This is a genomic window from Succinimonas amylolytica DSM 2873 (genome assembly GCF_000378405.1).
Taxonomy (GTDB): domain Bacteria; phylum Pseudomonadota; class Gammaproteobacteria; order Enterobacterales; family Succinivibrionaceae; genus Succinimonas; species Succinimonas amylolytica.
Genome location: NZ_KB899639.1, coordinates 183,535 through 199,531, shown reverse-complemented (window position 1 = coordinate 199,531; position 15,997 = coordinate 183,535). Strand labels below are relative to the sequence as shown.

Genomic DNA, 15,997 nt, shown 5'->3' with positions numbered 1-15,997 from the left:
AATCAGAGGGATACAGTTTCAGAAATTGGCAGGAACTACTATGAAATGCAACTTCTGCGGTAAGGACATCCCGGACGATTCCCGCAACTGTCCCTTTTGCAAAATCTACATCTCCCGCACCTTCCGGGATCCGCCTCCTAAAAAAGAAGAAACACCGCGGACGGACTCCTCTACCGCGCAAAACCATAATTCAGATAGCAGCCTCACCAGGCCTGCAGCCACAGCACCGGAAAATGTGCCGGCCCGAAATACGGCAGAACCAGCTTCCGCTCCGGAAAAATCACCGGCTCAGGCAAATTCTTCTGACAGCATTAATATTCCCGGCGGCAATGAAGGTATTTCTTCCGGTACCGGCACAGCAAAACCGGCTCCGGAGAAAAAAGCACCGCTCAGTCTTGCCAAACCGTCCCGGAACAACTCCGGTGACTCCAAACCACTGGCGGCTTTCTGCGCCTCCTGCGGCAGCCCCCTGACTCCCGGGGCGTCATTCTGCAGTGTCTGCGGCGCCAGTATGTCCGGCAGCAATGCAGGGACAGAGGCTGCAAAAACAGATTCCCCGTCCCGCGACAGTATGCATGCTCCGGCTTACTCCCCTTATGGAAACAGTGCTTCCCCGGAAAAACATCCCGGCCTCGGGAATCTGAACACCCGAATGGATTCCATGGCAAAGATGGTAACAGCAGAAATCATCATCAGCCTGATCTCGGCAATCATCAGCATTTCCGCTCTGATTTCTCTGGTTCTCTACATCATTATTCTGAAGAAATCATTCCCCCTGGTTCAGGACGCTGCAAAGATGTTTGCCCAGGCCGGATCCTCCTGGCCGAGATGGATGGTGTACTGCCGGAAGTCCGGTACCCTGCTGAAAGTCCTGTCCTGGCTTCTGGCGGCGCTGTTTATTAATACAGCCGTTATGTTAACTGTGCTGGCTATTAAGCTTGACAGCGAATCGTATTCCGAAAGCCTGGAAAGCTTTATGATCATCTCAGTCCTGCTGTCTATGACCCTGATGCTGGCAAGCATAATACTGCAAATCCAGGCCACTGTGCGGTTTTTCAAGGTCAGGGCAATGCTGCGGGAACTTGAGAAGAACTGATATCGCGCCCGGACACTCCCGAACCGGAGCACATTCTGAAGAGTGTGCCGGGAGATTAAAAAACCGCAGTCCGGAATAAACTGCGGTTTCTCTTTCAGGCAGCATCAGAAGCTGCCCTTTTCAATTATTTCAGCCTGAAGCTAAAGTCTCAGAGATCTCTCACCTCTGGAAATGCCGCAGACGCCGGATCTGACCACCTCAATAATCTCGGTAACCTTGGTTACAGCCTCCAGGAAGTGATCCAGCTCCTCACTGGAACCGATGATTTCAACAGTATAGAGGGTAGGAGTGAGATCCACAATCTGCCCGTGGAAAATGTCGGACATAGTTTTAATCTCACTACGCAGATCCCGGGTGGCCGCTTCAATCTTGACCAGCATGATTTCACGCTCCACATGGCTGGAATCACAAAGATCGGTAACCTTGAGAACATTGATCAGCTTGTGAAGCTGCTTGGTAATCTGCTCAACCTCCTGCTCGTCGCAGAAAGTGGTGATGGTCATTCTGGAGAGCGTCGGATCCTCGGTGGGAGCCACAGTAAGAGATTCAATATTGAAACCCCGCTGAGAAAACAGTCCTACCACCCGGCTGAGAGCACCAGTTTCATTCTCCAGGAGCACTGAAATTAAATGACGCATTACACACGCTCCTCTTCTTCTCTGTTGATACGCATATCGCCCATGCTGCCGCCGCCAATCTGCATCGGATATACCCGGGAATCCGGATCCACACAGACATCGATGACCACAGTCTTATCCTTTATCGCCAGAGACTGTTTAAGAACGTCATCCAGCTCCTCGGGCTTATTGACTCTTAAACCGACCTGACCATAGCACTCTGCCAGCTTCACAAAATCCGGAGCGGCATCCATGAAGGTTTCGGTCTGGCGGCCGTTATAGAACATCATCTGCCACTGCTTTACCATGCCCAGGGACACATTATTGAGGATCACAATCTTCACCGGAAGACCGTACTGCAGACAGGTAGCCAGCTCCTGCAGGTTCATCTGGAAGGAACCGTCACCGGTAACGCATACCACCTCGGATTCCGGGCTGGCTATCTTGGCTCCGATGGCTGCCGGGAAACCGTAACCCATGGTGCCAAGTCCGCCGGAGGACAGGAACTTCCGCGGCTCGTCAAACTTGTAGTAGAGCGCCGTAAACATCTGATGCTGTCCTACATCGGTAACCACAATGGCCTTCCCGTCAGTAACCCGGTAAATCCCCTCAATAACCTGAGCCGGATGCAGGAGTCCTGGAGTGCCGTCCCCCTGGCAGGTTACCGGATGCCGGGACTTCATGGCCTCAATCTCGTTCCACCAGTCATCAAGCCGGGCATTGTCAATGGCAAGATTCATTTCCTTAATGGTATCGTTCATCTGATCCAGCACCGTTCCGATATCAGCAACGATAGGAATGTCCACCTTAATCCGCTTGGCAATTGACGAGGGATCAATATCAACATGAACGATCCGGGCATTCGGACAGTACTTGGCAACATTGTTGGTGGATCTGTCCGAGAATCTGGCTCCGAGAGCGATTATGAGATCACTTTCGTGCATGGCGGTATTGGCAGCATAGGTACCGTGCATGCCCACCATGCCCAGGAACTGGGGATCGCTTCCCGGGAAGGCCCCAAGACCCATCAGAGTCGCGGTTACCGGCAGATGATACTTTTTGGCAAACTCGGTAAGCTTGGCACATGCCCCGGGGGAGGCAATAACTCCGCCACCAATATGAATAACCGGCTTTCTGGCCTCGGCCAGCAGGTTCAGGGATCTTCTGATCTGTCCCTTGTGTCCGAATCTGGTGGGATTGTAGGAACGCATGGAGATCTCGCTGAGCGGCTGGGGCTCATAGGGGAACTTCACTTTGGGATTCTGGCAGTCCTTGGGAATGTCAACGACTACCGGTCCCGGACGTCCGGTGGAAGCAATGTGGAAAGCCTTTCTGATAAATACCGGAATATCCTCGGCCTTCTTGCAGATGTAGCTGTGCTTGACAATGGGACGGGAAATGCCGACCATGTCAACTTCCTGGAAGGCGTCCTGTCCGATAAGGAAGGTGGCAACCTGACCGGTGATGATAACCATGGGAACCGAATCCATATAGGCCGTGGCAATACCGGTAATGGTATTTGTGGCTCCGGGGCCCGAGGTAACAAGACAGCAGCCTACCTTCCCGGTGGTACGGGCATAGCCGTCAGCGGCATGAGCTGCCGACTGTTCGTGTCTTACCAGAATATGCTTAATTTTCTGAGAATCCTTTAAGGCATCATAAATGTCGAGAACGGCTCCGCCGGGATAGCCAAAAAGCCTGTCAACCCCCAGATCCTCCAGGGTGCGAACCACCATCTCTGCGCCTGATAACATTTCCATAAGGAAAGCCTCCGCTGGCTTTAAAAAAAACACAAATAAGTAAAGGAGCCTGCCGAAAAGCTGGTTCGGTCCGGTAAGACCTCCCCGGCTTTTCCGGGGATATGTAATAAATCCCCGGCAGACTCCCAGAAACAGCTCACCTGATAAAAAGCACCTTTCATAAGTCGAATCGTACTTAAGAAATCTGCCTTTCTGCCTTCGTTTGTTAAAGGCAAGGAACTGTTCCAGGCTTTGCAAAAAAGCCTGAGGTGATTATAGCACCAAAGAAAATAACAGAGTAAAGACTCTCGGGGAAAAAAAGTGAAATCCGGCATATACCCGATCTCCGGGGCGGAAGGATATGTCAGAGCACGACGGAAACAGGAACCGGGAAAAGAATAATCCAAAAGGCGGGGGAGTAAAGCTATACTTAGGCAGAGGACATTGAACGCCGGATGAAAAAAGCCCGGCGTTCAAAGGACTTAAAACTTGAAAAACTAGGGAGACACCCCGGGGCAAAAAATCTGAAGCCCCCGATCTCCAGAAGACTGATGACTTAAAAAATGCGTGATAGCGAATTCAGGCAGAAATCACCATGTTTGCACCGGACTCTTATATTTTAAAACAAAGAATCTGCATTTTTAAAATTAATTATTTGTTTAAAACTTTTACACGGTCACAAGATTCCTGAATACCAAAAACACAGGCTTTCCTGTAATTTTCGCTAGCAATGCCGGGATCAGCAGAAACAGCTTCGCCATTTTCATATAAAGCCCCTAATAAATGACAGGCATATCCTTCATTCAGAAAGCAGGCTTTTTCATAATTATTCTTAGCCATTTGTATATCCTTTTTCACCCCCTGACCATAATAATACATCAGGCCCAGAATCATACAGGAACGGCTATCGAAGGTTGGACCGCATTCGGCATTGTTATACTGAAGGGCTTTTTCAAAATAGGTGCGGGACTTTAGAGGATCCTGTTTCAGTATTTCTCCATCATTAAACATCTGACCAATGCTGTAGCAGGCATAGCCATTTTTAAGATCACACCCCTTCTCCATAAATTTTACATACTTAACATTGTCAGTCTGAGAAGGAACCTCATTACTGAACATAACAGCAAGATTAGCACAGCCTTTTCCAGAATTGAGATTACAGGATTTTTCAAATAACTGTCCGGCTGTCGAAAAGTCCTGAGGAACCCCCACTCCTTTGGTATAGAGAACCCCTAAATAAGAACAGCCATCACCAAAATCAAGATTACATGAAATGTCAAAAAACTTTCGGGCATTTTCAAAATCGAGCTCTAAGCCATATCCTCTGTAGTAGAGCATTCCCAATGTTAGGCATGCTTCACCATCCTGCAGCGAACAGGACTTTTCATATAAAGATTTAGCCTTCTGAAAATCACGGGAAACGCCATACTCCTCAGCGCCTAATAAAAAGAGGAAGGCGGAAGATGAACACGACGAAGCATCATTTAAATTACATCCCTTTTCGAAAATTTTGGGGACACTGACTGAATTCTTAATTTTAGATCTGCTGTTTGTATATAAAATGCCGAGACTGTTACAGGAAGGTCCAAAGTCTAAATCACACGCCTTGGAATAGAAATTTTCTGCCTGATCATAATCATCTGAGGCTTCGTACAGATAACCAAGCTGATAACAGCCCGGGCCATGACCGGCACTGCAGGCCTTCTGAAAATAAAGCTTTGCTCTGTGAAGATTAATCTTCGTTCCCCGCCCATGCTGGTACAGAAATCCAAGATTGTAACACCCTGACATAACATCAAAATCACAGGCCTTCTTATAGTAGTCCATTGCTTTAACGAAGTCAGTTTCAGACACTAAACCATGATCAAAAATATAACCAGCGTTAGAACATGCAGGCCCGTTATTCAATTCACAGGCTTTAACAAAATACTTTAAAGCTTCGCCATAGTTCGCAGCACCTTCCAGACCTTCGTCATAGATACGGGCCAATGAGTAGCATCCGGAATCATTATCCAGATCGCATGACCTTTGGTAATACTCTTTGGCTTTCTGGATATTCTGACCTGCGCCTGTCTGATTCTGAAAAAATTTACCGGCATTTAAACAGCCCGTGCCGCTACCCAGATTACATGATTTTTCATATAATTCCTGAGCTTTGGCAGTATCCTTTTTTACCCCATTTCCTCTGCTGTAAAGGTAACCGAGATTAGAACAGGCATCCTCATAATTCATCTCACAGGATTTAGTATAAAAGTCCTTCGCCCGTGCATAGCTCTGGGGAACACCGTGTCCATTATCATACAGCACTCCTAAATAAAAGCACCCTTCGCTGTCATTGCCTTTACAGCTGAGCTCCAAATATTTTTTTGACTTTGAAAAATCCTGTTTCAGCCCTCTAAAGGCATTATAACTGCTACCACATTGCAAATTATGACGCCTGCAATTTTTTGCCAACCGCTGAACAAAATAATCATAGCTTAAATAACGGAGACCCAGTGCCGTACACGACTGGGGATGATTAAAGCTGCATGCCTTTTCAATATATAACAGTCCCTGTTTTATGTTCTGATCAACACCTATTCCAAGAAGATCCATAAAACCGATATTGAAACATGATTCCGGGAAATCTAATAAACAGCCCTTTTCATAATATTCCCTTGCCTCTTTATTGTCATGACCAATTAGATAATCAGCGGTTTGATTACAGGCAACTCCGGTATTATCGTGAAGACATAATTCCTTAGAATCTCCCAGTGTCATCGCATTTGCACCGCCAAGCATAAAAACAGAGGTACACAGCATTATTAAAACGGTACGGTATAACATAATTAAAGTCTCCAGAAAAAATCCAATGACACAACACCTAAAATAATAACACCGATTCAGGTCACGATACCCACATCAATAGAATCAAATAATAAAAAAATTAAAACCGCACCACAAAAAATCCCACAGCAAATATAAACAATGACTATTCAGTAATACATAATTTTATTGTATTAAACAATATGACCATACTGTCACTATTAAAAGGAAACTTGCATTCTGCACCAAACCTCATAGAGGCTTAGTGCAAATACCATTTAAAGCAAAAATCCCATCAGTAAGGTCACTTGTTATAAATTATTACCCAAATTTTTAATACCAAAGAATTATATTAAATTATAATATCTACTTACGGTTTGAATTACGAAGGATATCAAGATTCTGGCAGGATGACTGCTCTCCTGCATTACAGGCAGCTTCAAAGAATTTCAGGGCCTTATTCAGATCAGCAGTCCCCCCCTTTCCCTTGTAATAACAGAAACCGGCACTGGAACAGGCTTTAGGCTCATCAAGACCACAGGCCTTCTCGAAATACTGGCAGGATTTTAATTGATCAGCAGGCACTACTTCACCCTGTTCATAAAAGATTCCCATGTTATTGCAGGCTGTCCCCGTATCCAGATCACAGCCTTTTCCTATATATTCAAGGGCCTTTTCAAAATTTTTGGAAACCCCAAGCCCCGCATAGTAATGATAACCCAGCTTATTGCACGCAACGCCCACATCCTTGGCACAGGCAATATCCAGATATTTGTTTGCCTTCAGAAAGTCCTGTTTGGTGCCACGTCCATCAGCGTAGTTGTGCCCCAGATTGGAACAGGCATGCCCGTCCTCTAAAAGACATCCCTTGCCATAGTAAAGATTAGCCTGCTTGGCATCCTGTTCGACTCCCAGTCCTTTACCGTAATGAGCCCCAAGATTTGAACAGGACACGCCGGAATCCAGAAAACACCCTTTTTCGTAATACTCGACAGCCTGTTTATAATCGCCAAGATCATCAAAATAATTACCGGCCTGCATGCAGGCTTCGCCGTTATCATTAGAACAGGCCGTCTTAAGATCATTAATATCCAGATATTCTGCAAATGCCAGCGGGGCCAGAATAACAAAAACACCTGAAAGCAAAACCGAGAGAGCTGTTTGTTTTAGCATAGAAAACTCCGTTTATAAAATATCAAAAATAGATAATTTAAAACTTATCAACCACCTTGCCACCTTTTTCATCAAAATATATATGAAAAGGTTCTGAGAATACCGTATATCCAGAAGTATTACTAAATTCAAACCTCACTATAAAATGATCCTTAATATTATCCATTCGAAAATTATCTCTATCATTGAATATCAAAAGAGTGTCTGGAAAAATCTGGTCTGAATACACTTCCTGTGTTTGCATAATTTTATTATTATGCATCTGATGAAAACGATACAATAACGAAATTTCATCTCCTGCTTTAAGCATTTTCGCGTGGCTAATATTGTTACTTTGAGCTTCACTATCGTATACTTCAACTTTTACAGGAACCTGTTCCATAATATTATCTAATAACACCAGACGCTTAGCATTATTATTAATTTTAGCTGTTACTTCATACTTAATATTATCAGAATCTTCAGATAAAACCTTTAAAGGAACCGGAAGATCTCCAAAATGTATCCATTCACCGTTCCAGTCTTCCCTGAATACACCTGCTTTCCAATCCGCATCGACACTGAGATCCTCACCCAAATCAAGACAGATATTATTTTGGGGAACATATAAACATACGTTCAATTTTACTGCATTTACGCTTCGTAATAACCTATCCGGTATTTTAACCTGTGCAGTATTATTATTGACATCTACGATAATTGAGGACAGTTTATCAATTTGAAAATTCTGCAATTCTAACGAATTAAGTTTTTCATCATCTGAATTTAAACCGCTCAACGAATTATTATAAGAACTTAGTTTAATCTTATTACCATCAGCAGTTGCAGAAACAAACTCCGAGACAACCTCATTACCAAAAGAATCATTAAATAAGAAGGAATATACCAGTCCCTCATTGCCTATTATATTTCTATCAGTAATTTTAGATGTACTGTTATATCTAAATGTTTCAAATTCTTCATAATAATAGGTATTAGTTTCAATATTTTTAACTAAATAATGAGTTGTAAGCTTATCCTGAGGCTTAATACCATTCCTGTAAATTCTGCCGGGAGTTCCGTCTTTGTAAATTTCCTGAACTCCATAAATAAAGTATTGCTGTTTTTCAAAATCATAGCCAATTCTCAAAAAACAGGGAATATTATTAATTTTAACAAAACTTAGATAATCGATAAAATCATCACTAATCCCCAGAGAAAAAACCGGAAGAATATGGCCGTCTATAGTTGGCCAGGTTCCATCCATTTCACCCCGGAAGATACCTCTTGACCAGTCTTCCCGTATCCGGTAATCATTACCAATAGTTTTCAGGAGTCCCTTTGGAGCATTTTTCCCAGGCGGAACATATTTGCCTGCCATGAGCGTAACAGAACTGACGGCTTCTAAAATATCAGCAGGCACCTTTACAGTTCCCAGAGTATTATCAGAAAGTGAGATTTTTATTCCTCGGAGATCTTCTATCTCCGTATCAGATATATTTGAAGCATTAATCAGTTTATTTACAAACTCGGCCGATGCCGGTACATCAGTGCTTTTAATAACAGAACGATTGACACTGGGGACAATACTATAATCTTCAGCATAACGGCTATATTTATCGTATAACATACTTGTCTTTAAAAGATAAGAATCAACATAATTAACATTGTAAATTAATTTATCAACAGACTTCTTATCAATTATTCGTTCCGGATTCCCTCTGACATCGACAATCCTGCCAGTATTATCTTTCTTATAAATCTGCCGTCCATAAATAATATTAAACACCGTAGGAACAGCATGACTGAATATTTTTACATACGTATCATTTGCCCTTGAAAGCGGATAATATACCGAGATACCTTGACTCTTATTCCTGCTTATTCCATTTCTTTTTGCAATAACAGCGTCAGTAAATGCTGCTTTTACTTCTGCTGCTTCCGCTGGAGCTAAACTCGATAAATGCTGCACAAAATGCCATATATCTATCGATTCAAAATTAGAATTAGCACAATTTCCATAACAGTCAGACTGCTTGGCTGCACGGTCAATGGCAGTTGATAATATTTTATAATTATCTACAAGCTTCTTAAGAATAGCATTACCGAAGTTATTATATGAAAGGATCAGTCTGGGGATTTTATCTAAGGATACTGCAGATAATGTAGCACTCGGCACACCTAGCTCCTCGCAGGCACGGGCATACGAATCCAATATCTTTTCAGAAAGCTTTCTCAGACTGATGCGGGGATTATTTTCAAGATCACTGAGCCACGAGGTGTAATACCATCCTGTTCCCGGTTCCAGCTCCTGTGAGGCCACCATCACATGTCCCCAGTGGCTCATGTAATATGCATTGCTGAGATTTGCCATGAGACAGGCGTCAAAGCCTATAATCTCAAAAGGCTTTTCTTCCGATTGGTATACATAATTAAAAGCCTCAGTGATTTCCTTCATTTCGAGAAAATCATTGCCAAAATTCTCATCATAGCCAACACCTCCAGTATAACCGCCCCCGTGATCCCAAAAAATAATCATCCGATGCTTCGGTTTATAGAGTTGTTCACCAACGTTCAAAAAATTGGCAAGAACAGCCGGATCCCCCATACTGTGGTTGTTATAGGCTTTCAAAAGCCTAAGCTGTCCGCCTGATACCTCAAATATTTGCAGAGCCTGACTGGAGACCTCCGCATTTTGCCACTGCCGCGCCCCTCCGGTCTGCACCAGAACACGAACGTTTTTTCCGATTTTGCTTCCGAGGATCTCCTCAAGATCCTTAGTTGCAGATCCTTGCTTGGTTTCCAGATCGGAGCCTACCAGATATACATAGATAAGCCAGGGAATCTCTTCGCGGCCCTGGGGCAGTGCCAACCCCTTAACCTGCATAGCATTGCTGTCATTATTTATGACTAGCTTATCATTTGCATACGAGTCCATGTATGATGTCACTAATAACATGCACACAATTATGATTGTAAAAAACTTATCAAGCTTCACAATAATATCTCCCATGCAATGAGTATTAGTCATTCTAGAATTGCACTGAATGCCAAATTAGAAAATAACAATGTTTTGCATTTTGATTATTGATTTCATAAAAATAGTCATGACCTATTAACACTTTGTGCTATAGCATTTTACGTTTTTGCAACCATATAATTATTTAGTCAGTTCTTTAACTTCTTCACAGGAGCTGGAAAAATTTTCCTGGCACGCTTTTTCATAATACTTTTTAGCCTGAACTATATCTTTATCAATACCATTATTACCAGACCGGTAGTATTTACCAAGTGTATAACAGGCATCACCTTTAAAACGATTGCCAAGATAACAGATATTATCTAAATATTTTACCGCCTGAGCCGAATATCCATTTTGAATAAGTATGACAGATAGAACCACACATTCATTCTCTGAATTTGAAGTAGATTCTTCACATGAAGATTTCAGGTAATTGATTGTTAATTGAATACTTTGATTAGCCAGATCCTGATTTTTTTCAAATCCATGACTGCCATTTGAATAACCGTCTATCAAACCGAGGCATCCCATACCGTTCTTCAACTCACATGCATGTTTTATAAAATATTGTGCCTTATTAAAATTATAATTGTTATTAGAAGTGATGTTATTGTAGTTATCGTATGCTGCAACACATCCATAAGAATTATCAGAAACACATGCCTTTTCAAAAATATCAATTAAAGGCATCACCGATATATCGTTCTTATTACCATTATTTCTAAATGCCTGATCAATCATATTGGTTATGTAAATATTTATAATTTTATCGCACGAACTGCTATAATCTAATGCACAGCCCTTTTTTAAGTATTCCATCTTTTGCGAAACATCAGTCAGGAGATAACCTCCCAGGTTATCACATGAATAACCAACTCCTTTCAAACATGATTTTTCTAAATACGGAACAGCCTGTTCATACTGATTTTCTTCAACTTTAGCCATCCCCAGAAGCATACAGGTGTACCCAGATAAAAAACCGTCAGAGACACATAAATTTTGATATATCTGCTGAGATTCACTGTCATTCGCCAGTCCTCTGGGCATTTCCTTATTGTTATAAACAAATTCTGTGGATTTTATATATCCTAAAAAGAAGCAGGAACTGTCATTGCCTAGCTCACATCCTTTTTCCAGATATTTAATTGCCTGAATATAATTCGTTTCCGCCCCGGCTCCCAGGATGTATGAAAGACCGGCATTTCCACATTCGGTCCCCGAACCTTTTTCACAATTCTTTTCAGAGTAAACCACCCCTAGCTTCAGAAATTTTTCTGATTTCTCCAGATCCGGCTTTACAGCCTTACCTAGGTTATATATTGCTCCTAAATCTGAGCAGGCCACCCCGCTTTCTAATGAACAGCCCTTTTCTGAAAATTTTATACCCTGTTTGTATTTCTTTACATTGCGCGAGGAGTTAGAAAGATTCCCAGCCGCAGCACATGACAGCCCGATTCCAATATCACATCCTTTAATAATCAGATCTGCATTTGGTATGTATTTCTGCATTTCTTTAGAAATACTGATCATTGCGTTTTTAACATCATTATCTTCTGCATCCTCAAGCTCTGATTCAATTTTTGCTGCCATTAGAGAAATCATATAATAAATTTCTGAAATTCTGTAACAGCCATTAGCATCATTCTCTTCGCATGCCAATTCATAAAATTTAACTGCCTTGGAAAAATCTTTTTGGAGACCGTTGGTACCTTTCTCCAATGATTCTCCCAGAGAAAAACAGGCATGGGCTAACTTTTGATCACATTGATTCTTCAGCAACTGAATATTTGCATTTGGTAAGTTGTTATTTTCTGCAGCATTATGCGCATTTTGATTGTGGATATTTATTTTTTCTGAAGCTGGTTCTGCAGGAGATTGTCGGGAAACAAAGCCTTCTATAGAGCTAAGCCTTTTAATCAGTGCACTATTATTAACATCAACAGAAGCTGTAATCTTGATATTTCTTTCTTCATCAATTTTTTCAATTACGGTAATGTTTTCAATAAAATCATCTGCTTGACTGATTACCTTCTTACGGATATCGTTCATGTTTGCTATGATAAAATCAGAGTCAGCCACCTGAAACATAATCTTTCTTGAAGCTGCCACCTTGGCATTTTGAAGAGCAGTATTAAAATCCTTTCCCTTGGATTCAACAGTTACTGTTTCTGCCTGAACGGCAGGCATAATCGCTGTCAGTGCATAAACAAAAAATGATATCAGTGCTTCCCAGTACTTTTTATTCATATTTATCCCTTTTTTGCTATTTCTGTAATAAACCCCGACTAAAAAGTTAATTTCTAAGTTAAATTAGATATAGTCAGGATGTTTAATACAGTATCATTTTTGGAAAGGGTAAGCTTTCGGAACTACGGCATACCACTCATTAATTTATTAACACATGTCATATTAAGACATTTATTTCCCAGACTATTTCAAAAAACATTTCCTAGGGCATTAAGTCCAGCGGTATAGGGGCAACATAATCATCAGGATCATCCCCCTCATTAAGAGACACCCATTTTTCTGTATTATCATGAATCTCGCTGTAAACCTTTAGCTTCCCCTCCAGGTTACTCAGAAACGCATTCTGTTCATCCGGTCCCCAGCCTTCCCAAACTTCATTATTAATTTCCATAAGACGGCTCTTGTAGGGAAGCCCTTTCAGAAAATCCGGAATCAGTCCTGACTCTGCTATATTTCCGGCCTTTGCAAGCTTGTCAGGATCTCGGGCTACTACCGCAGATGCGGCCTGAAGCGATGTGAAGAAATCCTCTCCGCTCACCATATTGGTTTCTCCCGCAACAATCACCTCTTTAAGCAGCGTTGAAATGGCATCCAGCTGTGCTTTTGAAAGCAGCAACTGTACTTCCAGGGCCTGCCTGGTACTATCCATTAAATCTTTATCAGATACCCAGGCTTCTATATCTCTGGGAGGCGCCACGTTTCTTTCATTTCCAAGCCAGGTCACCACAGCAGCATGCAGAGCTCGTTCAATTTCCTTTTTACCGGGGCCAACCATATCCGGAGCATCCGGTTTTACAACTATAATTTCTCTTTTCATTTTCCCTAATAATGCCGATTCGGCATCAATAGCCCAATTGGACAGATATTCACTAATTTCTGCCGCCGCTACATCAAACTGTTCAATATCCGAGGCTTCAACATCAAAAAACACTGAATGATCTGTTCCGGGATTTAAGGACAGCGTTTCAAACTGTTTCCTGGCTGTCTTGTTATGTTTCTTTGATTTAGGGGGATTTATATGAATGGCAAATATGGTGGTATTTTTTTCATTGGCAAGCTGTCGCATGCCATCCTGATCAAGCTTTGTTGCATTCCATTTATGATCCTGTTTATGGCCTGGCGCATCACCAACCAGGATTACAACTTTTATGGAATCATCCCGCCACTTCGTATCAACGACAGCATCATGAATTCCTGAAAACATATCCTCATCAAAGGTAACTGAATCCACCTTTGTTTCCTCAACATTTTTTGCAGTTTCAATGAAATCATTAATATCCTGAAGATCTGGTGTAAAATTCCTGGTAACATATTCAAGTCCCTTGACATCAAGAGAATCCCGGTATCCCCAAATTCCGAACGCCACTTTTCCCTTAAGGGCTTGATTTCCGGCCAGATTTTCGGAAATCCTGAGCATAACTTCCCGCACCCTGTCTATATAGGGCCGCATACTGCGTGTAGTATCAATTACCCAGACAATATCCCATTTCAGGTTTTTTACTTCTTTTGCCTGAGATTCAGACGAAACATTTGAATTTATCAAGTATTCATCGTCCTTGCGAATATCTGACTCTTTACGATCCTTATCTGTGCTGTTTACCGCCAGAACATCCAGAAGCCTGGATTCTCTTCCTTCAAACTCCACCACCTTGTAATCAATTATTGGTATCAGCGTAAACTTATCAATATTATCCACCGCCATTTTTGGCTCTATTGATACAATCGGAAAATCCTTCTCCAGCTTAATTTTTCTCGCAGCAGCCTTTTCGATTTTCTCATAGTATCCGTTTAGCTTTTTGTTTCTCTCTGCCTCCGGCATGTCGATCAGGGTATTAAGAACATCATCGTCATCAAACATAAGCACCGGATTTCTGCCATCGGGATGACTAAATGTCAGACACATAGTCTGTTTCCATTCAAACAGATCAGCACCTTTCATCCATCCCTTGACAGATCCCCTGTCATCACTGCCAATTTCATACCAGCCATCTCCTGAACCGGCAGCCTCCCCGAGAGGTCTGGTATACACATAGTACGAGGTGAATGTTGGAATATTGCTTTTGAGAATTTTCTTGCCTTCACTGTCGGCATAAAGAACAGCTCCCGGACGGGTCAGAATTCTCAGAGGTACTTTTGAATCTTTTTCCACTGTTACCGGCATGCGGTTTTCGGCAGACAGAACAGCTGTATTTGCGAATATCGCACAGGTGCAAAGAAGCAAGCCGATGCTGATACGATTTAATACTGAAATCTTCATCCCATATTCCTTTCGAAAGACAAAATAATCTAGAAATAATTTTACCAATAATGATTATTTAAAGAAAACAAGTGCAGTACACACGATAGACTTTACCGACATTTAAAGAATTGAAGCCTTTATTTTTGTCATTTATCTTTCGTAAAGTACCCTATTTGGATTTTTTTGCAAATGACAGCAACCGTCTCCATTACTAATACTATTCTAACTTAACAGTGCTTTTACAGTCCTATAAAAAACTCTGTGACTCACTTCACCTCATTTTATTGGCTCTCATGTAACATCATCAATGTTACATAAATTTATAACAACAAAATACATAATCACTGTGTCAACAAGCTCCAGAACATTATCTTTTCAAAAGAAAACGACTATTTTAAAGCTTTGTTATATTGAAATCAGGTATAAACCAACCTGTTACACATGACAGGATTACACTATTTCCACATGTAGATATCGTACAAGTTTTGAAGATAATCACAATTAATGCAAACACAAAACAATTGTATTTACACCGTCTTCAGTTGCGAATATAGTAATCTAAGATTAATGATTTAACATAAAAAAATACCACAAAATTATCACAATTGTAATGACTAATGTTTTTTTGTTATTATTTTGTTGGTTAAAGAAGAGCTGGTTTATGTACTATACGCAGTGATCATTTTATGGATACTGCACTTACAAACTGCCATATTTATAGAAAATGAGAGAATGCTTTTTATCAGATAAAGCAAACAAATCACCCAGGGTATGGCCGTTTTATCCCTGACATACCCCATGAAAGAAAGTACTAGACCGTTGTAAGTTCATGGTCCGGTACATAAATTTTCGCTCTTGAAACCTATAAGGCCTTAGAGCCTGCCCATGCATTTGAGATGAGGCCTGGTGGTGAAAGGATAAACTTGGAGGCCATCCACGGTAACGAAATTTGAAAAGTGATACGATCAAAGACGGAGGTGGACTTGCCTGTAAACCCTGTTCTTTTTTTGGCATTTATAAAATGCTGATACAAAACTGGGGTTAATGAGTAGACGCATACATACTTAGAGGTCTAACACT

8 protein-coding genes are annotated in these 15,997 nt (G+C 41.7%); 1 reads left to right on the top strand and 7 read right to left on the bottom strand.

The window, feature by feature from the left end; all coding sequences use genetic code 11:
• Positions 1-40 precede the first annotated feature (40 nt).
• The gene (locus tag F557_RS0115035) at positions 41-1,096 is read left to right on the top strand and encodes a zinc-ribbon domain-containing protein (protein WP_019003046.1); all 1,056 of its coding nucleotides are present in this window, start codon (positions 41-43) and stop codon (positions 1,094-1,096) included.
• A 140-nt stretch (positions 1,097-1,236) separates the two neighbouring features.
• Here F557_RS0115035 and ilvN read toward each other — a convergent pair whose 3' ends face one another.
• The 7 genes from ilvN to F557_RS0114995 all read right to left on the bottom strand — a co-directional run bounded on the left by ilvN (position 1,237) and on the right by F557_RS0114995 (position 14,935).
• Positions 1,237-1,734, bottom strand: coding sequence for an acetolactate synthase small subunit (gene ilvN / locus F557_RS0115025; RefSeq protein WP_019003044.1), 498 nt, complete (start codon positions 1,732-1,734; stop codon positions 1,237-1,239).
• Entirely contained in the window at positions 1,734-3,473 is a 1,740-nt protein-coding gene (gene ilvB, locus F557_RS0115020; RefSeq protein ID WP_026297948.1) for a biosynthetic-type acetolactate synthase large subunit, read from the bottom strand. Before ilvB ends, ilvN begins: the two co-directional genes overlap by 1 nt.
• 630 nt (positions 3,474-4,103) lie before the next feature.
• Positions 4,104-6,278 carry an SEL1-like repeat protein gene (locus F557_RS21525; protein ID WP_084761674.1) on the bottom strand — a complete coding sequence of 725 codons (2,175 nt, stop codon included), beginning with the start codon at positions 6,276-6,278 and terminating at the stop codon, positions 4,104-4,106.
• A gap of 345 nt (positions 6,279-6,623) precedes the next feature.
• Positions 6,624-7,430, bottom strand: coding sequence for a tetratricopeptide repeat protein (locus F557_RS0115010; RefSeq protein ID WP_019003041.1), 807 nt, complete (start codon positions 7,428-7,430; stop codon positions 6,624-6,626).
• Positions 7,431-7,467: 37 nt separating this feature from the next.
• Positions 7,468-10,407, bottom strand: a complete 2,940-nt coding sequence (locus tag F557_RS0115005; RefSeq protein WP_169335216.1) for a clostripain-related cysteine peptidase — start codon at positions 10,405-10,407, stop codon at positions 7,468-7,470.
• 162 nt (positions 10,408-10,569) lie between these two features.
• Positions 10,570-12,678: a tetratricopeptide repeat protein gene (locus tag F557_RS0115000; protein ID WP_019003039.1), complete on the bottom strand. Its 2,109-nt coding sequence runs from the start codon at positions 12,676-12,678 to the stop codon at positions 10,570-10,572.
• A 202-nt stretch (positions 12,679-12,880) separates the two neighbouring features.
• On the bottom strand, positions 12,881-14,935 hold the full coding sequence (locus tag F557_RS0114995; protein ID WP_019003038.1) for a vWA domain-containing protein: 2,055 nt from the start codon (positions 14,933-14,935) through the stop codon (positions 12,881-12,883).
• Positions 14,936-15,997: the final 1,062 nt, after the last annotated feature.